Genomic DNA, 21,902 nt, shown 5'->3' with positions numbered 1-21,902 from the left:
GCCGCCGCGTCACCGATTCCGGAACGACGTCCATCGGCTCAGGCCGAACAGCATCGCTAACTTCGCATCCACTTTCGAATGCAGCTTCCTCGTCCATCGCTAATTACACCTCCCCAAATGAACGGCGGGGTTGTTGAAAAAGTCCCATTATCGTCGATCTGCGACGGATGGCCTGCCAATGCCACGAGTTTTGCGACTGGGGCGCACGATCAAACGATACCGAAGCTGTGCAACTGTTTCCGGCGCGTATGGGTGTTCAAAACCACGTAAATCAGCGCAATCAGGGCGGCGGTGAGGAATGCCTGGATGCGCATGTTATCGAGACCGCGCCGGACGGCACGCGCAAGACCATGCCAGGTTTTGGCTTCGCCATGGACGCCTTCGACCCGCCAACGGTGACGCTGATAGAACCGTTCTTCTCGCTCACCCCACCGCAGCCGTTTACGCCGCGCCCGTAGCAATGATGGGTGATTGACATTGAACACGACCACGCGGCCATAACGCGACGGGCTGACGCAGCGCGCCTTGAGCGGGCATGCCGCGCAATCTTTGGCATTGGCATGAAAATGCTGAAACGCTCCGCGCTGAAGCTTGCCCCTAGGGTGCAGGATCTTGCCTCTAGGGCAGCGAGCGATGTTGTGGCGCGCATCGAACTTGAAGCGACGGGTGGGAATGACCTTGCCCGGCGGCGGTTCGGCCTTGGCCGGAACCACGCCTTCGATCTCGCGATCTTCAAGCGCGCGGAAGACTTTGGCATAGGCATAACCGGCATCCATTGTGGCAACCGCCATCGCCGCGCCGGTCGTCGCGGTGATGGCATCGAGCCGTGCGACCACAGCCATACCCTCGTTCTCCTCACCGGTCGCAACCTCGACATCGACGATGACGCCGGCGACATCGTCCACGGCGGTGTGCTGTTTGTAGGCCGGTTCAAGTCGGCGGTTGCGGCCGTTGGTCGCCATGGTCGCGTCGGGATCGGTGACACAAACCTTCTTTGACCTGCCCTTCTTGCGATTGTCGAAAAGCGTTTCGTCGTTCGCCTCGGTGACCGCCTCGACATGGCGAACAGCCAGCGAGTCCCAGCTGACATGGGCACGGATCAGCGAGGCATCAATATGGACGACTTCGCCGGTTGCAATCTTCGCGGCAATACAAGCCTGCACCGTCCGCTCGAAAATACGGCGGAAACGCTCTGCTCCCCAGCGTTGACGAATGCGCGTCAGCGAAGAATGATCCGGCAACGGCTCATGTAGCGCGAAACCGCAAAACCAGCGGATCGCCAGGTTCACCTGCGCCTCGCGCATCAGCCGGCGGTCATACACGATACCAAGCAGGAACCCGGCGAGCATCAGCCGGACCGCAACCTCGGGATCGATACCGGGACGGCCATTGTCAGCGCAGTAAAGGTCGCTGACCTCGTCGCGCAGCCATCTCAGATCGAGAACCCGGTCCACCCGCGCCAGAACATGATCGTCCGGGATCAGCTGACGAAGTGATCCCGTAATGAAAAGCTCAAGCTGACCCCGCTCCTTGCAGCCAAGCATGATGCCACCTCCCACTGCCTCGACACAGTGAATCAGAACGGCGCCACTTTTTCAACAACCCCACGGCGTAACTTAGCAGCTGATTCTATTAGTAAAATGTGGGGGATAAAATCCGCTTACGCTCCTGACGGCAGATGGGAAGATGATATCCCCACTTTGCCATCACGATATGGGCGAGCGCCGGGAAGCTGAGCTTGCCGCGCGCAATCGGCTTGGGCAGCGCGGGCACCTGGACAATCTTGTCGCACGCGCGGCAGCTATATCTGGGGCGCAGGGTCTTCAGGACGCGCCACGCGGCCTCGATGACATTGAGCAGTTCATCTTCTCCGAAACCAACCAACGGCGACGGTATCTCTCCTGCTCCATAGTCATGGCACCCAGCCAGCATCTTCAGCCCTCACACGCAAGGCGCCAACACGCACCGCTTCCTGAAAAGCCCTATGTCAGTACACCGTTCCTTCCCTACGCTGAACCCACATAGGTGGTGAACGTACAAGGGGAACAAGGGTACTGCCCCGGCCTTCACTAGTTTTCCCGATTTTGATGTGGGGTCTGCTTGGAGCAGCGCGCCGTATATCTGACCCACCGAGACGGAGTCGATTTGGGCCCAGCGCAGGCGCGAGGAGGAAGCCACGCCGTCGAAGGGTGACCGACGAGCATCGACGCGCTGTGCCAAAATCGGCCACCCGCTTGCGGTTGCGCCAGAGGTCCCTCGGACAGCGTCGCGCCACTTAGTCCGGGCGACCGGTCCGGCCTGCCCAACGCTCCTCGGCGAGAAGCTTCATGACGCGATCCTGTGGGTCATATATCAAACGCCGCGCTAAATAGCGTTCATCAAACCACCGTCAACGATCAACGTTTGACCCGTGATGAATGACGAATCGTCCGAAGTCAGGAACGACATAGCGCCGACAAGATCCTCCGGCACCTCATGGCGCTTGATGGCTTGAGTCTTGGCCAACTCATCGAACAGGGGACCGTAAATCTCGGTCCTCGCGGTCTTGGTCAGGCCGGGAGCGATGCAATTGACCGTGATCCCCTGCTCGCCAAATTCGTTCGCCAGCGCACGCGTCAGGCCGATGATCGCCGCCTTCGTGGCCATATATGTCGCAAAACCGCCCAGCGTCAGGCCAAGCTGATCCGACGATAGGTTGACGACGCGACCATATTTGCGCTCAGCCATCGAGGGGAAGAACGACCGGCACATCAACATCACGCTTTCCACGTTGATTGCCATTGTCCTGCGCCAATCCGCCACCGTCACATCGGCGAGCGCCTCATGCGGAACGATGCCGGCATTGTTGACGATGATGGCCCCTGTGCATTATCAGGACACGGATTCACGGTAGCGGTTTGATGAGCAGCGGCATGAGGCCGTTGGCGTCGAGATCGAGGTGATCGGACCAGACATAATCGCCGGTGAGATTGATGCGATCCCAACCCAACGGCGAGAGCCGGGACAGCATAGCTGGATCGATGGGGCTTCCTCGACGACGCATTTCGTCGACGGCGCGCCCCAGATAGCGACAGTTGAACAGGATAATCGCTGCGGTGACGAGGTTGAGCGCGGCCGCTCGGGTCTGCTGGTTCTCCAGGCCACGGTCGCGAAAACGGCCGAGCCGATGGAAGGCGACCGCCCGGGCAAGGCTGTTGCGGGCCTCGCCCTTGTTCAACTCGGCAGTGACGGTACGGCGCAGAGCCGGATCCTCGAACCAGCGGAGCGTGAACAGCGTGCGCTCGATCCGCCCGATCTCCCGCAGCGCCGCAGCGAGGCTGTTCTGCTGGCGGTAGGCGGACAGCTTCTTCAGGATCAACGATGGCGTGACGGTGCGGTGACGGATCGCGCCAATGACACGTTCAATATCGGGCCAGTGGCTGACGATCAGGTCCCGGTTGAGCCTGTGACCGAACAGTGGCGCAAGCCTGCCATAGCGCTTCGAGGGTTCGAAAGCGTAGAGGCGCCGGTCGGACAGGCGAGGAATGCGCGGCTCGAAATCGAGCCCGAGGAGATGCATCGTCGCGAATACGATGTCGGAAACGCCGCCTCCATCGACGTGCAGCGCGGTCAGATCGGCGTTGCTGTCATGGCCGAGGAGCCCATCGAGCGCATGGATGGCTTCTCCTGCCGTGCCGGCGATCACCGTCTGGTGCAGCGGCGCGTAGCGGTCGGTGATGGTGGTGTAGATCTTGACCACTGGGTCGCGACCATAATGGGCGTTGACCGCTCCGCCGGCTTCGCCCGGCCCGCCCAGGTAGAAGGCCTGGCCATCCGCGGAAGCCCGGTGTCCTTGCCCAAACCAGGCGGCGATCGGCTCGGCGTGGATGGCGTCGGTCAGACAGGCGAGCGCCGCCCGAAAGGTTTCCTCGCGCATGTGCCATGTCTGCATGCGCAGCAGCGCGCGGCGTGACCCTGCGCCGCATACCTCGGCCATGCGCGACAGCCCAAGATTGGTCGCTTCGGCAATCAGAGTGGCGAGGAAGGCCTGCTCATCGCCAGGCGGCAACCCGGTCGAGACGTGCCCGAAGTGCCGGGTGAAGCCGGTCCAGCGTTCGACTTGCGACAACACGTCGGTGATACGCGTGGCAGGCAGCATGTCGTAGCAGGCAAGCGTCAGGCGCCGTCCTTCGTCGTGCCTGGCATCATCGTCCTTCAGTTCCTTGGGAAATCGCAATCGCTCGCCAGCGAACAGGGCAGCATCGCGTCCGGCCAGATTGTGGGCGACGTCGCGCAAGGCGCTGTCGAGCTGCGCGGCGCGCTGATCGAGCCATGCGTGTGGATTACCGAGCGAGAACGGCGGTTGCAGCGCTGCGCCGGATAACGGCGCGAGCAGCACGTCCAGCGACCTGTGCAGCCTTGACCTCGGCACCCAGATATCACCCGAGGCCAGTGCATTGGTGAGCGCGCCGTAAGTCGCCATCTCCCAGTGCGTCCGGTCGATCTTGCCGGCGACCACGACATGGCGGTGCCAGCGCCGCTCGACATGACCGAGCGGAACGTCGGCAGGGAGGGGCTTGCGCCAGTCGCCATCAAGATTCGACAGGATCGCCATCGCGTCGCGCAATGCCGCGGTGCCGGCCCGACCGTGGAAATCGAGCGCTTGCAGGAATAGAGGCCCTGTTCGCTTGAAGGTCCGGTATTCGGCTGCGATCTCGCTCAGCACATCGTCCCTGTGAGGTGCCGCGGTACGACGGATGATTGCGGCATCAGCATCGAGCATGTCGAGAGGCACGATATCCCTGAGGGCCGCACCGATATCTCCGCCGGCGCGTGCTGCCTGGCTAACTGTTTCCAGCACAGTGGCGATCCGCATCAGCCGATCGCGGCCTTCGCGTCCCGAAATCGCGACCCTCTGCTCCAGGCGTTTGCGAGCACGAAGGTGAGCGCGTCCCATCAAGGCGCTGAACATGGCGATCGCCGCGTCGGTAAGCGTGGCCTCCATCTCGCGCAGCGTTGCAAGCAGGATGACCCGCCTGCGGGAGACGCGCATCTGTTGGAAAGCCTGGGCTGTATATCGCACGCCTTCGCGGGCGAACTGCGTCAGGCGGGGCTCGTGCAGGGGATCGACCGGAATGCTGGAAATACCGGTCCTATGGATTATCGCGACCTTCTCGAGGATTTCGGCAAGCGAGGCTGACGCGACGCGGGGCTCTGGTTCGCGCAGCCAGGACAAGCGGCTCTGCCGGTCATGTACCTTCTCATCGATCAGCATATCGAGACGCTGACGCATATCCGCATCGAGTTTAGCATCGACCGCGGCGACCAGATCGGTTTCCGTCCGAAGCATCGCCTCGGCCGCCATCCGCTCAACGACGCTGATGCCAGGGATGACGATGCGTCGCGTGCGCAGCTCGTCCAGCAATCGATCAAGCAAAATGCGCCCGTCCACGATAGCCATGGCTTCGGTTTCCAGCCAAGTCATCATGATGCCGCGCGCTGGCCGGCTCAGATCGGTGAATCCGAAGCGCGCCTTGATGGCGGCAAGCTGATCGTAGCGGGTCGGCGCTCGCCGCGCGAAGTCGGCGACGACGCCTGCATCCACTCCGACCTGTTCGGCGATGTGGTCGAGCATGATTGCAGGCAACAGCTCGCCTGTGCGCAGATGTCGCCCCGGATAGCGCAGGCAGCAGAGTTGCAGGGCATAGCTCAAGCGGGTCGCCGGAGTGCGTGCGAAGCCGATCGCAGCAAGGTCCTCGGCATCGAGGCCATGATGTCGCACCACCGCCGCCTCGCTGTCGGGCAAAGCAAGCAACGCGGCGCGCTGCCGCTGGGTCATCGGAATACGTGCGGGCATGTTTCATCCTCCAAAAACCTCTTGCCTTTTGTTGGCTTAGTGAAAGAGGATTGTGAAAGACCCAAGGCTGCGGAAATTGGTGCATGCTGTTTCCGCCTCCAGATACGGCCGTTTGTGAAAGAGACGCAGATGACGCGCGAACCCTATCTGATCGGTTATGCCCGCGTGTCGAAGGGCGACGACCAGTCGAACGCCGCGCAGCGGCGCGCGCTCGATGCGGCCGGCTGCAAGCGGGTGTTCGAGGAGACCGCCAGCGGTGGGCGGTGGGACCGACCCAAGCTTCTGGAGATGATCGGCCAGTTGCGCGACGGAGACGTCGTCGTCGTCTGGAAGCTTGACCGGCTGTCGCGCAGCCTAAAGGATATGCTGCACATCATGGAGCGGATCGAGCTGGCAGGCGCGGGCTTCCGCTCACTGACCGAGGCGATCGACACCACCACCGCGGCAGGGCGGATGATGATGCAGATGGTGGGAAGCTTCGCCGAGTTCGAGCGGGCCATGATCCGCGAGCGTACCAGCGCCGGCCTTGCCCAGGCTCGCGCAGAAGGACGGATCGGCGGGCGTCGGCCCAAGCTCGGCGACAAGCAGCGCCGCGAAATCGCCGAGTCCGTCACGTCCGGCCGCAAGTCCGGTGCCGAGATGGCGCGGCTCTACGGCGTCAGTGAACCCACCGTCTCGCGCATCGTCGCCGCGCACCGCCAGCAATTCAGTCAGCAGCAGAGGGAACAGGCATGAAGCGTGGTCACGATCTGTCCGGCGTCATGAAGTTCGCCACCTCGCCGGCCTGGGGCGAGCATCTGGGCGAGGCGCTCGGCGATCATCTCGGGCTGGCGATGGAGGAGTTCGACTTCGAAGCGGACGAGCTGGCGGACATCGTCGGCGATCATTGGGCCGGCGTGTTGTGGGGATGCGCGTTCGAGGATCTGCTGACGCGCACCATCCAACCCGACCGGAACATCGTCGATGACTATATTCGGCGCCGGGGCTGGAATGAGAGCGGCCCGACCAAAATCTACCTGCGTGCCCTTCGATCGTCAGTGATGAGCCTCCACGAGGTCAGCGAGGTCGAGCCCGGCAGCGGCTTCCTCGTGCGCGACCTGATCCGGGGCGGCGAGCCGCTTCGAGTATCCGAGCGCAGCGCCTCGCAGACGCTGAAGCAATGGGACAGGATCGGTGCCCGCGTCGTGCAGGTCGGAGGCAAGCACCTCCTGTCGGGCGGCGTGCTGTCGTTCACGATGGAGGCGGCCGAGGCGCTCGTCGCCGATCTACGGCGCTCGAAGGGCAAGCGCAGCCCGCGCACCGCGTTGAACCTAGACGCCGACGATCTGGCTGCACTTCCGGCCCTCATCAGCACGGCATGGCTGTTCGATGTCGTTCCCAAGACCATGGGACCGGCGCCCATCCCCACGCTGCACAACATTGATGGCGAGGAGGTGATGTTCCACCGCGTGCGCTTTCCCTTCGCACGCGGCGTGACCCAGGCGCTGGTCGGCGAGCGGCTTGATACTGTCCCTGCGCTTCAGCGGGAAACCACGCACTTTTGGAACTGGCTGGGCGAGAAACCGAACGGAAAAGCGAAAAGCACCGGGCGCATGGCGTGGGGTGTGACGATGGCGGACGGCACCCCGGTGCTCGGCAATGTCGAATTGAAAGGCCGCGCCCTGATGCTCGCCGTCACCTCGGCCGAGCGAGCGAAACGCGGCACCGCGCTTATCAACGATGCGCTCGCCGGGTTGGTCGGCTCGCCGCTGACCACGATTGAGACGGTCGAACAGGCCATGGCGGCGCGGGCCGAGGGGCTGACATCATCCGAACCGGCACCCGCCATTGCGCCAGAGGTTGCAACCCCGCTCATCCATGCCATGCTCGACCGTCAGTACCGCGCGACGCTCGATGAACCCGTCGGCATGCTCGGCGACATCACCCCGCGCGCAGCCGTTCAAACTGCCGCAGGCCGGCACCGAGTAGCCGGGTGGCTCAAGCATCTCGAAAACCGCAGCAGCAGCCAACTCGACGCGAACGACCCGATGGCCACCTACGACTTCACTTGGATATGGCGCGAACTTGGCATCGAGAACCTGCGCAAATAGTTCGCTACCCCTGACGTCGATGCCTACCGTGAATCCGTGTCCCTACAATGCACAGAGGCCATGGAGAGCGCGATGCGCAGCGCGCGCTGGGGATGCAGCCCCGCGCGCACGCTATGATAGTTGCCCGACAGCACCCCGCCGGCAGCCGCGATGTTCGTGCATGGGTCGAACACAGTTTCCCAAGAGAGGCCGAGCCGCTTCATGTTGCGCGAATTGATCTGGCCGAGGCCCAGATCGACCGAATAGCCCTGGCCCACATAATGGCGCGCGGTCTCGATCGCGTTTTCAAGGCTCGTCGGCACGATCTTGCGGCCGAGGCCGTTGACGTTGATAGCCCATTCGAAGCCCTGGCTTTCGGTCTGGACGATCGCCGCGATCGTGGCGGGCGCGACATCCGGCGCGCATTGCGCCGCGAGCCCCATGATGACCGCGGCGGGGAGTGTCATTGCGCTTCCAGTGCCCGTGCAGCGCCGCGCCGGCCCGGCTGTGCCGGGGCGCTCGCGCGTGCAAAGGAAACGGTTGCCGCGCGGGATGCAAACAAGCGATTTGCCATGTTTTCACTCCACTGGTGAAATCAGGCTAAATTGCTCCAGGTTGTTTGCCTACCCAGAATCCGACAAAGGTTCATATTGGAGGTTTCGTCCTGCCCCACTAAAATGCCGCTTCGTCCCTCGAACCGGGATAAGGGTGGACATGGATCACGCCGTCATAGCCATATCCCAATATGATATGGCGGATCGCGGAAGCTGCCTTTTTATACAATCGGATACGCTTTTTGTCGTAGAGGCCGACATGATACATCGACGTGCCGCGCCAGCTCACGCGAACATTGATGAGCCACTTGCCCGTATCATGCTGGTGAACATGGACATCGGTAATCGTGCCCCCCAGGGGCCGCATCGAGGTCAGTTCGCGTTCCAAGATAAGCTCTAATTCCATGCCGCCCCTGCATAAGTGATTTCATAGCTTTTCGCTGGTGCTCTTTCTTGCCGCGCACTAGCCTATGCGTCCTTCAAAGGAGGTATCCAGATATGGCGCGACAAGAAAGGGCGTCGATCGAGGCGGACGCGGACCGCGTGGTCCGTCAGCTCGGCGGCAAATGGACCGGCGACTTCGCGATGTGCCGCTGTCCCGCGCATGCCGACGGCAAGGCCAGCCTGTCGATCCGCGTCGGCGAGCGCGCGGTCCTCTTCCATTGCTTCGCGGGCTGCACCGCCGATGCGATCATGGCGGCGCTGCGCTCGGGCAAGATCCTCGCAAGCCCCGATCACGATCCCGGCCAGCGCCAGGAGGGGAAGGGGGACTTGAACAAGCTCGCCCTCGCCGTGTGGCGGCACGCCGAACCCTTCACCGGCACGCTCGCCGACCGCTATCTGCGCGAGACGCGGCTCATCATCCCCGATGGCATCAACGCGCGGTTCGATCCGCGCTGCCAGCTCGGCGCCGGCGCCGCCAAGGCGTTCGCCCCGGCGCTGATCGTGCCGATCGAGGAAGACGCCGGCGTCGTCGCCATCCACCGCACCTTCCTCACCCCCGATGGCCGCGACAAGGCGGCGGTCGAGGAGCCCAAGCGGATGCTCGGCAATCCCGGCGCGGGCGCGGTGCGCTGGGGCGGCATCCCGCTCGACGGCATCCTGCGCCTCGCCGAAGGCGTCGAGGACGCCGCCAGCGTCATGAACATGCTCGGCCCGGGCCGCTTCGTCTGGCCGGTGCTGGGGATCGAGCGCTATCAGGCGATCACGATCCCCGAGAGCGTCCATACCGTCGTTATCTACAGCCAGCATGGGCGCGAGGCGGCGCGCGCGATCGCGCGCGCTACCCCGCACCTGACGGCCAATGGCCGCCAGCTCGCGGTCAAGCCGCCGCCCCATGCCGGCGACTGGAACGACCTGTTGCGCGAGATCCGGTCGCTATGAAGCTGTTTCCCGGCGCGACGGCGTTCCAGCGGTGGACGATGGGGATCAGCTTCGTCGTCGTCGCGCTCTATGCGATTTCGCAAAATAGGGAATCGCTGGTCGAAGCCTCGCGGACCCGGCTGGCATCATCGTCTCCGGCGATCATTGACGGCGATACGATCGATTTTCCCACAGCAAGGGTGCGGATTATCGGGATCGATGCGCCCGATGACGATGTGCCGCAGCTCAAGGCGATGGCGAGCCAGGCCTTGCGCGATCTGACGAACCGCGATGGCGGGTTGGACTGTTCGGTGTCGATGTTCGACTATGCGCTGCGCCGGGAGAACCAGTGCCGCACCGATGCGAAAAGTTCGGGCCGTCTCAATCTGGCGTGCCGCTTTCCCGCGAACCGGGCCAGTGTCGGGGCAACGCTGGTGGCTCAGGGCTATGCCGTCGATTACCGGGTGTTCTCAGGGGGAGCCTATGTCGCGCTGATGCAGCAGGCAGCGGCGAAGCGGGCGGGACTATGGGGCGTCGACTATGAAGCGATGCGCCAGTTGGCGGTGCGCAGGGCACAGGTGCCCAAGGGATGCAGCACAGGCACCATCGCGCGATGATCGGGCAAGGTGTAACCGGGATAGCCAAGATAGGGCCGGAAACGGCGTCAGAAGCGCCAGGAAGGCACCCAGAAAGGCCACAAGGGGTCCGGGCCTGCCTTCGGCCCGCGCTCTACGGCGCGCCGCTCTGGCGGCGCTCCACGGAACCCCGCGCACGGGTTTCCGCCCATCCGGGCGGGCGCGGCGTGCCGGGTCCGGCACGCATATGATCGAGCGCGGCTCTCCCCAAGCGATCCGCGTCGGCCGCTGGGGCATGGCGCTCGCGCTCGTGATCGGCGCGGTGCCGATCGGCCGCCTCATCCGCAATTTTCCCTATCTGCTGCCCAATCGGCTTCCCGGCCTCATCCTCTACGAGCTGGGGCCGGGGCTGATCCTCGCCGCCGCGATCGGCACCGCCATCGCCGTCACCCGCGACAGCGGGCCGCGCTACGGCATCGCCGCACGGCTCGCGCTGTTCCTCATCGCCGCGCTGGTCGCCGGCGCCGTCACGCTAGGAATCGAGTTCGCCGGCGTCCTGCAGGGCCAATGGCTGTGAGCGGTCCGAAACCCGTTGCACCCCGCGAGCCGCGCGCCCCATCATCCTTTCCGCGTCCTTTCCGTCCTTCAGGCGAGCCCGTCCCATGACTTTCGACCCATCCATGATCCACAATCTCGCCGCGGAAATGTTCTGGCGCACGGCCGAGACAATCGGCGTGCCGGAAGCCAACCGGCTCGTGCTGGAGAGCGAGGGCGCGATCCTGCTGGAGCAGGACTATGCCGAGGATCTGTGGCAGGCGTTCCCGGTCCCCTCGCTCACCGAGGCCGAGGCGCGCGCGGTGCTGAACGCGGTCGCCGCCGAAGCCCATGCCTATGCGCGCGACGAGGAAAACATCCAGGGCAGCATCTATCTGGAGGACCGCGACACGGGCCGCTCGCCCAGCGCCGCCGCCATCGACTGCGCGCCCCTCGCGATCGTGCCGACATGCGCCTACAAGAGCCCCGTGGAGCGTCTTGGCCGGCTTTGCCTGCGTCACCCCCTCCCGGCGGTCGTCTTCGCGCCACGCATGCCCCAAGGCACGCTGATCGAGGTCGCCGACACTGAAACGGCGCTCGGCTTCGCGATGCCGATGTTTCTCATCGTCACCGGCACCCAGCAGATCGATGCCGCGTCGGTCGTGCTGATGGGCTATTTCATGATCCCGACGCCCAGCCTCCAGCACGGCGCGCTCTGGGATCGTGTCATCCAGAATTCGCAGCGCGTGACGGAGGCGATACACTTCGGCCGCGATCTGGAAGTCACTTTCACCTGGCCGGATGAGGTCGGCGAGGCATAGCGTGCGGCGCCTGCCTTGAAACCGATGGCAGTTTTTGCCATTATATTTGGCGAGGTGATTTTATGGCGTCGATGAATGTCTCTCTTCCCGATCCCATGCGCGACTATGTGCAGTCGCGCATCGACAGCGGCCACTATGCCAGCGTCAGCGACTATGTGCGCGACCTGATCCGGCGCGATCAAAGCGAAGTCGTCGACGAGGAACGCTGGCTGAAGGAGCTTGATGCCTCGATCGAAGAGGGCCTGAAGGAGATGGAGGCCGGTGGCGGGCACGATCTCGATGAAGCCTGCGATGCGATCATTGCCAACCTCCGCGATACCGCCGATCGCAAGCAGCACTGATGCTGGTGCGGCTGTCGTCGCGAGCCGTTCGCGACCTGGAGGGGATCAGGACGCGGATCGCCGAGGATAATCCCGCGCGATCCGTGACCTTCATCGCGGAGGTGCGCGAAGCGGCCGCCCGTATCGGCGGGATGCCACGGGCCTTCCCGCTGGTGCCGCGTTACGAGCATCACGGCATCCGCCGCCGGTCCTATAAAGGCTATGGCATCCTCTATTCGGTGCAGCCCGATCGGATCTTCGTCCATCGCATCATCGGTCCCGGCCAGGATTATGATCGCGCGCTAGGGCTGGCCTGACCCGGCCATATGTGAGGGAGCGCGCCGGTGACAATCGATATCGATGACATGGCGGTTGAAGGCATCATCAGCGCATGCGGCGATCAGGGCGGCGCGATCCTGTTTATCCGCCCCGTCACATCCGCGAGCTAATGACTTCCCGAGACGTTCGCGGGCGGCAGAACCCGCGCGAGATAGTCCCCGATCCGGTCGGGGCAAGCGACATCGAAGGTCGCGCCGACATAGCCGTCAGGCCGCACGAGGACCGCGCCGCCGCTGGCCAGACCGAGCTGGTCCGATGGATCGCGCAATTCCGCGCCGTCGCCAATCGTCACCACGCGCACGCCTTCGCGCGGCGGCGCGGCGGGGCTATAGCCGGGTTCGGAAACGAGCAGCGTCCAGTGCGGCCCGGTCAGCACGTCGAACAGGCGGCGCGGCTGTCCCGCCGCCCCGATCAACGCCGCGTCGGGCATCCGGTCGCCCGCCAGCGGCCCTGTCGTTCGGGCACCGGCATCGTGCGACAGCGCCGATCCCGCATAGCCGATATCGAGCTGGTGCGTGTCGCGTCCGCGTAGGCCGCCGCCCTGCTGGTGGTGCCCTTCGAGTAGGCGGGTCGACAGGCCCAGCACGTCGGCCGCGACCGCACGCCGTTCCTCTTCATAGGTATCGAGCAGCGCGTCAGGCGCGCCGGCGAGGACCGCGGCGAGCTTCCAGCCCAGATTATAGGCGTCCTGAATGCTGGTGTTGAGCCCTTGTCCCCCGGTCGGCGGATGGATATGCGCGGCGTCGCCGACGAGGAAGATCCGGCCCGCGCGGTAGCGATCGGCGAGACGCGCGTTCATCGCACAGGCCGATGCCCAGGATACCGAGCGCAGCTCGATATCGCGCCGCCCCGTCCGCTCGGCGATCATCTGTTCTAGCCCTTCGGCCGAGAGATCCGGTTCGCCTTCCAACGGGATCGGCGCTTGCACCTGAAACAGATCGGTGCCGGCAAGCGGGCAGATCGCCACGAGCCGTTCCATGTCGCCGTCGTTGAACTGGTGCCAGGCATCGCGTGTCAGACCGCTCAAGCGCACGTCGGCGACGACCGCGCGCACCCCCAGTGTCTTGCCGGGAAAGCCGATGCCGATCGCACCGCGCACGAAGCTGCGCCCGCCATCGGCGCCGATCAGGTAGCGCGCGTGGATCAGCTCTTCGTCATCGCCGCGCTTGAGGCGCGCGATGACGCTGGCGTCGTCCTGCTCGAAACCCGCAAGCGCGGTGCCGAACGTCACTTCATGGCCCAGCTCGGCAAGCCGCTCGCGCATCACCCCTTCGGTCAGGAATTGCGGGATCATCAGCGCCAGCAGATAGGGCGTGTCGGCCGATGCAGGCCGCGCCTCGAACACCGTCGTTTCCGCGTAGCTGCCATCGGCGCGGTAGTTGCGCATCGGAGGATAGAGTCCGCCCGCCGCCACGATCCGGTCGATGATGCCGAGATCCTCGAACACTTCCTGCGTGCGCGGCTGAATGCCTTTGCCGCGCGAGCCGCCGAACGGACAATCCAACTGGTCGATGATGCGGAACGACAGCCCGCGCCGCGCTAGATCGATCGCCAGCGTCAATCCGGCGGCGTGGGCTCCACAAATCAGGACGTCGATTTCAGCTCGCTCTTCCACGTCTAACTCCTGTGGGCGGACGATTGCGCGCGCTGCCTACCGCGTAGGGTGTGCCATGTGGCACACCTGTCGGCGATCTTTCGCGCCGGTGAGCGTTGCCAAAGCGCTCACCGCTTAGAATTTGACGGGGATCGTCAGTTACACTTCGGCAGCCATGTCCGCGGGGACATTGACAGTGCTGGTCAGCGTCTTGAGGCGCTGTCGTGCTAGCTGCATTGGCAAAGGCATTGCCGTTTATCAGTGGAAACGGTCGAAGGTCGTCGACGATGTTCCCCGAGCGGAGGGACGCGATCCGCATTAGGTAGATCATGTACGCCACGGCAGAAGATCACAGCGCTGATTGCGCCCGCTATTCGCACTCATTTGTTCAGGGGATTGCGTGCGAGCACCCACGCTGCCCATAGCCACCCTATGATCAGCACCGTGCCTCCAACCGGCGTCACCGCGCCGAGCCAGCGGGGTCCGCCGATGGCCATGAGATAGAGGGAGGCTGCAAACAGGCACCCGCCTCCGAGCAGGGTCGCGGCGGCACGCGGGGCTCGTCCCATGATTGCCAGAGCGGCAACTGCGTGGATCAACTGATAGATTCCACCTGTTCGCAGCCATTCGGCCTCCTGCGGACCGGATGCACCGTGAGCGCCAAATGCGCCCGCCGCTACCGCAAGGGTCGCCGACAGGGCGGCAATTAGTCCGATCATTGCGCACATCCTTCCACGCTTTCTCCGCGTTTCCGCACGCTGAATCGGCAGCGAGCGGCCAGCGTCACGGCGCGCATTTCCGCTGCGACACCTTGTCCGTCGTTGAACAACCAAGGCTGGCCAACAATGCGACCAACCGCCTGCAGGCAGGATCTCCTCACAGCGGGCTCCGCCCGGCATCCTCTTGCCGTCGAAGCGCCTCTCTTCCCTTGAGGATTCGTCGCACCTCGGCTTCGTACTCGACCGCAAGGAAGCGATGGCGCGAGGCGATCTCGGGCGTCGCCGCGGTCTCGGCTGCTGCGCGCTCCTGATGCGCCCGCGTTTCATAGTAGCTCAGATGGTCGGCATGAGGATCGGTCATAGAGTCTCCGCAGCAAGTGGGGACCGGATCGGAATGCCCGTCGAGCGGCAAAGGGGGCCTGTCTGCCGGCCGCGGCCAAGCTGGGGCATGCGAGGCCGCATCGGGGGCGGGGATGATGGCCGGCAGACAGGCGGCAGGATCATGGGCAGTCCTCTCCTTTCGCTCATGATCCCACCAAGGCATTCTGGTCGTCGCGTGGTGAAGACGCGGATTTCGCGCATCAATGCCCCCCGCTCATGTCGATTGGTCCCTTGGGTTTGGGAGCAAACCAGATCAGGACAGCGCCCAATGCGAAGCACATGGCAATCGCCGCGAACATGTTGAGCGTCGCCAGCATCACACTCTGGCCCTCGACCATTCCGGACAGCATGGCGGTCGCCCTTTCGTGCGACATGCCATCCGCCATCATCCCATCGATCGTGGCCTGGCCCTGCGTCATGGCGCCGACCAGCTCGGTCTGGTTCTGCCGCGCCGCGCTTGTCCATCCTGTCTGGACAAGCGATGCGGCGAACGCGCCTCCGAGAGTCCGCATGAAATTGGAGATGCCGGCCGCGTCCGCCTGCTCCTCCCGGTCCACGCTGGCCATGCAAATCCCCGTCATGGGAATGAAGAACATCATCAGGAAGGGCCCGGTCATGAGCATCGGCCATGCCATCTGGAGAAAGGTCATGTCGGGCGTGAAGCCCATGCGGTAGACGGAGATGAGACCCAGCCCCATGAGGCCGATGGAAACGATCAGGCGGGGGTCGATCTTTTCGGCCGCCTTGCCGATGATGGGCGATGTCAGGACGGCGAAGATGCCAATGAACGCAATCGCATAACCCGCCCATGTGGCGGTGTAGCCCATATTCTGCTGGAGCCAGAGGGGTATGAGCACGACCGTGGCGAAGAAGGCGCCGAATGCGACCGGATAGGTCATGGCGCTTGCGACAAAACCGCGATGCCTGAATATGCGCAGGTTGATGATCGGGTGCTTCTCGGTGAGTTCCCATATCAGGAAGGCGGCGAAGCCGATCGCAGCGATGACGGCTAGGATCTGAATCTCCGTTGCCGCGAACCAGTCGTGATTGCGCCCCTCATCGAGCATGATCTGCAGTGCGCCGACCCAGATGACCAGCAAGGCGAGGCCGACCATATCGATGTGGCCCTTGATGACTGTCTCGATCTGCCCGCGAAACAGGTACAGCAAACCCAAGCCCCCGGCGGCCGCGATCGGCACGTTGATGAAGAAGATCCACTCCCAGCCAACATTGTCGGACAAAGTGCCGCCGAGGATAGGCCCGGCAATCGGGGCGACGGTGGTCGTCATCGCCCAGATGATCGTGGCCACGGCGGCTTTCTCGGGCGGAAAAATGCGCAGCAGCAGCGTCTGCGACAGGGGAATGATCATGCCGCCGGCGAGCCCGAGCAGCACGCGCCCCGCGATCAACATTCCGAGCGTGCCCGACAGGCCGCAAAGGAGCGACAGCACCGCGAAGGCCAAATAGGCGCTGATGAAGACGCGCTGCCCACCGAAGCGACGCGCGAGCCAACCGCTGAGCGGCACGGTGATCGCCTCGGCCACCGCATAGGATGTGATCACCCAGGTCGCCTGCGTCACCGACACGCCGAGCGAACCGGCGATGTGGGGGATCGAGACATTGGCGATGGTCGTATCGAGCACGACCAGGAAATTGCCCATACCGATCAGGATCGCGGCGAGGATCAGTTTCGTCCCGGTCAATGGCCCGGCGACAGAGCTTTTATTGCGGGTCACGGCGTCGGCCATGGCAGGAAACTCCGCCCGATCAGTTGGAAACGTCGATGTCGGCCGTCATCGACAGGCCCACCCGCAGCGGATGCGTCTGCAACTGCTTGGGATCGAGCCTGATTCGCACGGGCAGGCGCTGGACAACCTTGATCCAGTTTCCCGTCGCGTTCTGCGCAGGCACCACCGCGAACGCCGAGCCCGTGCCGCCCGAGAAGCCGACGACCGTGCCGTCATATTGGACGCTGCCGCCGTAAAGATCGGAGGTCAGTTTGACCCGCTGGCCGGGCTTGACCTTCCGGAGCTGCCCTTCCTTGAAATTGGCGTCCACATAGGTCGCGTGGATCGGCACCACGATCATCAACATGGCGCCGGGCTGCACCCGCTGGCCGACCTGTACCTGGCGGCGCGAGATGATCCCATCGACCGGCGCACGCAGGACGGTGCGATCCAGATCGACACGCGCCTGATCGCGGGCGGCGCGGGCGGCCAGCACCTCGGGATTGGTGGCGTTGGTGGTGTTCTCGATCAGCGCCCGGTTCGCATCGCGGCTGCCGATTGCGGAGGTGCGATTTGCGGTTGCCGAGGCGCGGGCCGCCTCGGCGACCTTGAGATTGGCGAGCGCGGTGCTGTGGGCGTTGCGCGCGATAGTGAGTTCCTCGCCCGAGACCGAGCCGGAGGCAGCTAGCGCCTCGCGCCGCCTCAGGTCGATCCGCGCTCGGTCGAGATCCGCCCTCGCGGCCGCAAGCTGTGCTTCAGCGCGCGTTTCGTCAGCGGCGCGCGCCGCGATCTGCGCGCCGAGGCCGGTGTCGTTGGCGGCAAGGCCGCGCACACGCCGTTCGGTCAGCGCCAGTTCGGCCTCCGCCCGCGCCAGGGAAAGCTTCGCATCGGTATCGTCGAGCCTGACCAGTATGTCCCCGCGCTTCACGGGCAAGGCATCGTCCACCAGCACGTCGCGCACCGGCCCGCCGATCAGCGGCGTCACCTGTGCGACATTCGCCCCGACATAGGCGTTGTCGGTTTCGACGTGGCGCGACGCGATCAGCGCATCATAGGCATAATATCCGCCTCCCAGAACGGCGACGGTGGCGGCAAGGCCGATGAACAACCGCTTGCGCTTGCCCTTGCGTGCCGCGTCATCCGCGGCACTGTCCGGTCCGGCGGCGAGGGCGTTATGGTCGATGGTGAGGGTCGGCTCGGACATGGCTCGGATTTCCTTCAAGAACGGTAGCCGCCGCCGAGCGCGCGGATGAGGGCGACATCGAGGACGAAAGCACGGGTTTTCAGGGAGGCGAGCGTGCGCCGGCTCGTGATGAGCGCGTCTTCGGCGACCAGCACGTCCAGGAAGGTGGCAAGGCCGCCGCGATAGCGATTGTTGGCCACCGTCCACGCCGCCGCTGCCGCACGTTCGGCTTGGGCCGCCCGGTCGAGCCGCTCGCCGAGCGCACGCTGGCTGGCCGCGGCGTCGGCCACTTCGCGCAGCGCCTGGACAAGCGCGCCGTCATATTGGGCGACGGCGGCCTGATAATCGGTTTCTGCCGCACGATGCCGGCTGCGCAAACGCCCGCCATCGAAGATCGGCAAGCTGAGCGCCGGGCCGGCGGTCCCGAACTCGGACCCCGATTTGAACACGTTGTCGATGCCGAGGGCTTGCAGGCCGATCAGGCCGGCCAGATTGACGTTGGGATAGAAGGCCGCGCGTGCTTCCTTGATACGGCTCGCGGCGGCTTCGCTCCGCAGCCGCGCCGCGATGATGTCGGGACGCCGTCCGATCAGTTCGGCAGGCAAGCTGACCGGCAGGCCGAAGCTACCGGAAACCATTGCGGCCGGGCGCGCGATAACCAGCCCCCGGTCGGGACCGGCCCCGATCAGCACCGCGATCCGGTTCCGGTTGAGCGTGAGCGCTTCGTCCAGCGCGGCCAGATCGCCCTGGGCGGCCGCCAGCGCGGATCGGGCGCGCTCCACCGCGCCATCATGTTCCAGCCCCTCGACCTTTCGACCCTGCATCAGGTCCAATGTGCGGCGGCGCACTTCGAGCGCGTGTTCGGCAGCATCGTGCTCGGCATAGAGCGCGGCAAGATCGGCATAGGCGCTGGCGACCCCGGCCGACACCGCGAGCCGGGTAGCCGCAGCCTCCGCGCCGGCAGCCCTGGCGTCGGATCGCGCCGCTGCAAGCGCCGCCCGATTCCGTCCCCAGAAGTCCAGCTCCCAATCGAGGCGGAGCGTAGCCTGCCCGTAGTCGGGCCAACCTTTGGGCGAAAACGCTTCCGGTATCAGATAATTGTAGCTCTGCTTGGTGGCGCCGGCTTCTGCATTCGCGCCTAGCGACGGCAGCAAGCGGCTGCGCGTCTCGCTAACCAGCGCCTCGGCGCGAGCGAACCGGGCTTCGGCGACGCGCAGGTCGGTCGCACCCACCAGACCCTCGGCAATCAGCGTGTTCAGTTGGGGATCGCCGAAGCCCTCCCACCAGCGGTCCGAAGGCCAGGAGACTTCAGGCGCTGAAAAGCTGGCGGAACTGGCGAGGTTTTCCACCGACGCGATCGGTGGCAAGTCGCGCGGCTGCGGCAGGGTGGCGCAACCGCTCAGCGCAAGAACCGTCGCAAGGGCGACCATCCCCGCGGTCATCCCGTGCCGTGCACCGATATGCGATGGAACCATGTTTCGCCCCTAAACCATACAGGACGGTCATTTATGTGCACCCTCTTGCACGTGTCAATCCAAAACCGTACAAGTCTGTACGAGAAAGAGAGGGCAGATGAGAGTAAGGACGGACGCGCGTCGCAACGCGATCCTGGATGTCGCGACCGAAGTCTTTCGCGAAACCGGCTATGCCAATGCGAGCATGGCGATGATTTCCGCGCGGATCGGTGGATCGAAGGGCACGCTCTACGGCTATTTCAAATCGAAGGAGGAGCTGTTCGCCACCGTCATGATGGCGACCATGGAAGAGCAGGCGGAGAAAACCATCGCATTGCTCGATGTCTCCGAGCCCGATGTCGGACTGGCGCTGCGCACTTTCGGCAACGCCCTTCTGGCGATGCTCACAGCGCCCGACACGATCTCGATGTTGCGCGCGGCCATTGCCGAAGGGGGAAACTCCAGGCTGGGCGCCATCCTCTACCAACTGGGCGCCGAGGGCGGATGGGACGCCATGAGCCAGTATATCGCACGCCTACAGGAAACGGGCGTGCTGCGCCCGGCGGACCCGCGCGTCGCGGCGGCGCACCTCAAAGGCCTGCTCGAGACCGGGTTCATAGAACCGCTCTTATATGGAGCTCAGCCCTGGTTCGTGGCCGAAGAGGCGGTGGCCGCTGCCGTGGAAGCCTTCCTGCGGGCCTATCGATGCGCGGGAGGCGAGCAGTAGCGCGATGTCCTTGGCTACCTTTTCACTTTCCGGCGTCGATTGCCGCGTGCCGCTCAAAATCGGCGCGTGCGCCTAGGTCATGCCGAAACTCGACGACTACGTTCTGTTCGCCCATGTCGTCCGCCATGGCGGGTTTGCTCCGGCCGAACGCGCAACCGGGATCGCGAAGACCAGGCTGAGCAAGCGGGTCGCAGCACTGGAACGCGCCTTGGCATGCAGGCTGCTTGAGCGGTCCACGAGGAGTTTTCGGGTCACCGACATCGGCCTGGAAGTTTATCACCGCAGCGAAGCGATCCTCGCCAATGCCGACCAAGCCTACACGGCCGCCGCCCATTCGCTGGGCAAGGTGACGGGTGGCATTCGCGTCGCATGGCCTCTGGGCCTCGCCAAATCCTTTGCGTCGCAGGCTCTGGTCCGTTTCATGGAGACCTATCCCGATGTCCGGGTCGACCTGCAGATCGCTGACGGCCCCCTGAACCTGATCGATGACGGAATCGATCTTGCGCTGCGTATCGGGTCCGGGGCGCGAACGGAGGAGTCCCTGGTTGTTCGGACGCTCGGCACGACGCCGACGCGCCTCGTGGGTGCGCCGGCGCTGATTGCTCGTGATGCGCCATCTATAGTGGCGCATCTTGGCCGGTTTGCGACCCTTGCGGGCATTGGACCAGACCATAGGCGCTGGACTCTGGTTGGGCCGGACGGGAAACGGGAATCCTTTGACCACACACCGAAACTTGTCTGCGCCGACGCGGAAACTGTGCGGGACGCCGCGATCGCAGGACTGGGCATCGCGCTTCTGCCCGAGCCGTTGTGCGTGGCCGAACTCAGGCGTGGCACGCTGGTTCAGATGCTTCCCGCCTGGCAAGGTGTTGAGCAAAAGATCGAACTGCTTTTCACGACCCGCCGCGGCATGCTTCCCTCGGTTCGCGCGCTGATCGATCACCTTGCCGGCTCGTTCGCATGCTCGGGATTTCGCCACCGGGCGCTCCCGCAAAACACCAGCATCACCCATATCGTCGGATTTTGACGGAGGCGACAGCGTCGCTCCTGCGGCAACGCTGTGTCGATCAGGCGCGCACTACTGGCACGAAGATGCGGGCAATAGAACACATCGAAGCCGCAATAAGGGAATTATCAATGCGCCTCCTGCACGTCGATTCGAGCATTACTTCGGGAAACTCCGTCAGCCGACAGCTCACCGCTCGGCTGACCCGGCGCTACGCGACCGAAGCGTTCGACGTCTCGGTCGTATATCGCGACCTGGCACGCAGTCCGCTGCACCATCTTTCTCCCGCCTATCTCCAGGCGCAGTTTGCCGAACCGGGACAGCACAGCGCGCCGTTGGAGGAAGACCTTTCGGTTAGCTCCGAGGTGCTCGAGGAGTTCCTGGCCGCAGACACCGTCGTCGTGGGCGCTCCGATGTACAATTTTACGATCCCCAGCCAGTTGAAGGCCTGGATCGATCGCCTTGCGGTGGCGGGCAAGACCTTCCGTTATACCGAGACCGGGTCGGTTGGGCTCGTGGAGGGCAAGAAGCTGTTCATCGTCTCCACGCGCGGCGGCTTCTATGGCCCGGAAACCGCTTGTCTTATGACTTTGTGGTCCGTTCGGGTCAGGATGCGATGTCCGGTCCGGGGTGGCCACCCCGGACCGGACGGAAGGGGACGGATCGCAAAACCGCTGGTCGTGAAGGGACCGGGTTAGAGT

Annotated in this window: 22 protein-coding genes and 1 pseudogene; 11 read left to right on the top strand and 12 right to left on the bottom strand. The window is 64.4% G+C overall.

The genetic code is table 11. From position 1 onward, the window contains the following. Positions 1–272: 272 nt before the first annotated feature. The 4 genes and pseudogenes from EQG66_RS14620 to EQG66_RS14605 all read right to left on the bottom strand — a co-directional run. A pseudogene (locus tag EQG66_RS14620) lies at positions 273–1,544 on the bottom strand (transposase); the annotation flags it as partial. Positions 1,545–1,632: 88 nt separating this feature from the next. After that, positions 1,633–1,932: a hypothetical protein gene (locus EQG66_RS14615; protein ID WP_129405261.1), complete on the bottom strand. Its 300-nt coding sequence runs from the start codon at positions 1,930–1,932 to the stop codon at positions 1,633–1,635. Positions 1,933–2,364: 432 nt separating this feature from the next. Then, a complete protein-coding gene (locus EQG66_RS14610; RefSeq protein ID WP_281273956.1) occupies positions 2,365–2,853 on the bottom strand; it encodes an SDR family NAD(P)-dependent oxidoreductase in 489 nt (162 codons plus the stop codon). A gap of 31 nt (positions 2,854–2,884) precedes the next feature. Next, on the bottom strand, positions 2,885–5,836 hold the full coding sequence (locus tag EQG66_RS14605; protein ID WP_228168062.1) for a Tn3 family transposase: 2,952 nt from the start codon (positions 5,834–5,836) through the stop codon (positions 2,885–2,887). A 129-nt stretch (positions 5,837–5,965) separates the two neighbouring features. Here EQG66_RS14605 and EQG66_RS14600 point away from each other — a divergent pair, with 129 nt between their 5' ends. Together EQG66_RS14600 and EQG66_RS14595 are read left to right on the top strand one after the other, a co-directional pair. Further along, positions 5,966–6,571, top strand: coding sequence for a recombinase family protein (locus EQG66_RS14600; RefSeq protein ID WP_026109404.1), 606 nt, complete (start codon positions 5,966–5,968; stop codon positions 6,569–6,571). Continuing rightward, entirely contained in the window at positions 6,568–7,926 is a 1,359-nt protein-coding gene (locus EQG66_RS14595; protein ID WP_007015766.1) for a DUF7986 domain-containing protein, read from the top strand. Before EQG66_RS14600 ends, EQG66_RS14595 begins: the two co-directional genes overlap by 4 nt. Positions 7,927–7,949: 23 nt before the next feature. On the opposite strand, the gene EQG66_RS14590 is transcribed toward EQG66_RS14595, so the two are convergent. Continuing rightward, complete coding sequence (locus EQG66_RS14590) at positions 7,950–8,372, bottom strand: lytic transglycosylase domain-containing protein (protein ID WP_245988124.1); 423 nt, start codon at positions 8,370–8,372, stop codon at positions 7,950–7,952. 205 nt (positions 8,373–8,577) lie between these two features. Beyond that, positions 8,578–8,865 (bottom strand): hypothetical protein, encoded by a 288-nt coding sequence (locus EQG66_RS15380; protein ID WP_062060967.1) that lies wholly within the window; start codon positions 8,863–8,865, stop codon positions 8,578–8,580. 92 nt (positions 8,866–8,957) lie between these two features. Between EQG66_RS15380 and EQG66_RS14580 the strand changes: the two genes are divergently transcribed. The 6 genes from EQG66_RS14580 to EQG66_RS14555 all read left to right on the top strand — a co-directional run bounded on the left by EQG66_RS14580 (position 8,958) and on the right by EQG66_RS14555 (position 12,388). Beyond that, positions 8,958–9,842: a DUF7146 domain-containing protein gene (locus tag EQG66_RS14580; RefSeq protein ID WP_231746345.1), complete on the top strand. Its 885-nt coding sequence runs from the start codon at positions 8,958–8,960 to the stop codon at positions 9,840–9,842. Beyond that, the gene (locus EQG66_RS14575; RefSeq protein WP_231746346.1) at positions 9,839–10,438 is read left to right on the top strand and encodes a thermonuclease family protein; all 600 of its coding nucleotides are present in this window, start codon (positions 9,839–9,841) and stop codon (positions 10,436–10,438) included. The genes EQG66_RS14580 and EQG66_RS14575 overlap by 4 nt, the downstream gene beginning before the upstream one ends. 205 nt (positions 10,439–10,643) lie before the next feature. Further along, entirely contained in the window at positions 10,644–10,973 is a 330-nt protein-coding gene (locus EQG66_RS14570; protein WP_231746347.1) for a hypothetical protein, read from the top strand. 85 nt (positions 10,974–11,058) lie between these two features. After that, the gene (locus tag EQG66_RS14565; protein WP_062060970.1) at positions 11,059–11,751 is read left to right on the top strand and encodes a hypothetical protein; all 693 of its coding nucleotides are present in this window, start codon (positions 11,059–11,061) and stop codon (positions 11,749–11,751) included. Between the two features lie 62 nt (positions 11,752–11,813). Beyond that, positions 11,814–12,092, top strand: a complete 279-nt coding sequence (locus EQG66_RS14560; protein ID WP_082635046.1) for a type II toxin-antitoxin system ParD family antitoxin — start codon at positions 11,814–11,816, stop codon at positions 12,090–12,092. Continuing rightward, a complete protein-coding gene (locus EQG66_RS14555) occupies positions 12,092–12,388 on the top strand; it encodes a type II toxin-antitoxin system RelE/ParE family toxin (RefSeq protein ID WP_062060973.1) in 297 nt (98 codons plus the stop codon). The genes EQG66_RS14560 and EQG66_RS14555 overlap by 1 nt, the downstream gene beginning before the upstream one ends. A 128-nt stretch (positions 12,389–12,516) precedes the next feature. On the opposite strand, the gene EQG66_RS14550 is transcribed toward EQG66_RS14555, so the two are convergent. The 6 genes from EQG66_RS14550 to EQG66_RS14525 form a co-directional block, all read right to left on the bottom strand. After that, positions 12,517–14,025 (bottom strand): FAD-dependent oxidoreductase, encoded by a 1,509-nt coding sequence (locus EQG66_RS14550; protein WP_062060976.1) that lies wholly within the window; start codon positions 14,023–14,025, stop codon positions 12,517–12,519. A gap of 359 nt (positions 14,026–14,384) precedes the next feature. After that, positions 14,385–14,723, bottom strand: coding sequence for a DUF423 domain-containing protein (locus tag EQG66_RS14545; protein WP_062060979.1), 339 nt, complete (start codon positions 14,721–14,723; stop codon positions 14,385–14,387). 157 nt (positions 14,724–14,880) lie between these two features. Beyond that, entirely contained in the window at positions 14,881–15,084 is a 204-nt protein-coding gene (locus tag EQG66_RS14540; protein WP_062060982.1) for a hypothetical protein, read from the bottom strand. A 220-nt stretch (positions 15,085–15,304) separates the two neighbouring features. Beyond that, a complete protein-coding gene (locus tag EQG66_RS14535; RefSeq protein WP_100240041.1) occupies positions 15,305–16,852 on the bottom strand; it encodes a DHA2 family efflux MFS transporter permease subunit in 1,548 nt (515 codons plus the stop codon). Positions 16,853–16,871: 19 nt separating this feature from the next. Further along, positions 16,872–18,035, bottom strand: a complete 1,164-nt coding sequence (locus tag EQG66_RS14530; protein WP_100240040.1) for an HlyD/EmrA/EmrK family protein — start codon at positions 18,033–18,035, stop codon at positions 16,872–16,874. 14 nt (positions 18,036–18,049) lie between these two features. Next, a complete protein-coding gene (locus EQG66_RS14525) occupies positions 18,050–19,489 on the bottom strand; it encodes an efflux transporter outer membrane subunit (protein ID WP_245988123.1) in 1,440 nt (479 codons plus the stop codon). Between the two features lie 97 nt (positions 19,490–19,586). On the opposite strand from EQG66_RS14525, the gene EQG66_RS14520 reads away from it, so the two are divergent. From EQG66_RS14520 to EQG66_RS14510, 3 genes are all read left to right on the top strand, one after another. Then, positions 19,587–20,195, top strand: coding sequence for a TetR/AcrR family transcriptional regulator (locus tag EQG66_RS14520; RefSeq protein WP_100240038.1), 609 nt, complete (start codon positions 19,587–19,589; stop codon positions 20,193–20,195). 79 nt (positions 20,196–20,274) lie between these two features. After that, positions 20,275–21,222 carry a LysR family transcriptional regulator gene (locus tag EQG66_RS14515; RefSeq protein WP_129405259.1) on the top strand — a complete coding sequence of 316 codons (948 nt, stop codon included), beginning with the start codon at positions 20,275–20,277 and terminating at the stop codon, positions 21,220–21,222. Positions 21,223–21,332: 110 nt separating this feature from the next. Next, a complete protein-coding gene (locus tag EQG66_RS14510) occupies positions 21,333–21,899 on the top strand; it encodes an FMN-dependent NADH-azoreductase (protein WP_129405258.1) in 567 nt (188 codons plus the stop codon). The last annotated feature ends 3 nt before the right edge of the window (positions 21,900–21,902 follow it).

Origin of the sequence: Sphingobium fluviale (assembly GCF_004122115.1) — a bacterium.
Lineage (GTDB): Bacteria > Pseudomonadota > Alphaproteobacteria > Sphingomonadales > Sphingomonadaceae > Sphingobium > Sphingobium fluviale.
Note: the sequence above shows the minus strand (reverse complement) of the source record. Positions and strands in the feature narration are given on the sequence as shown.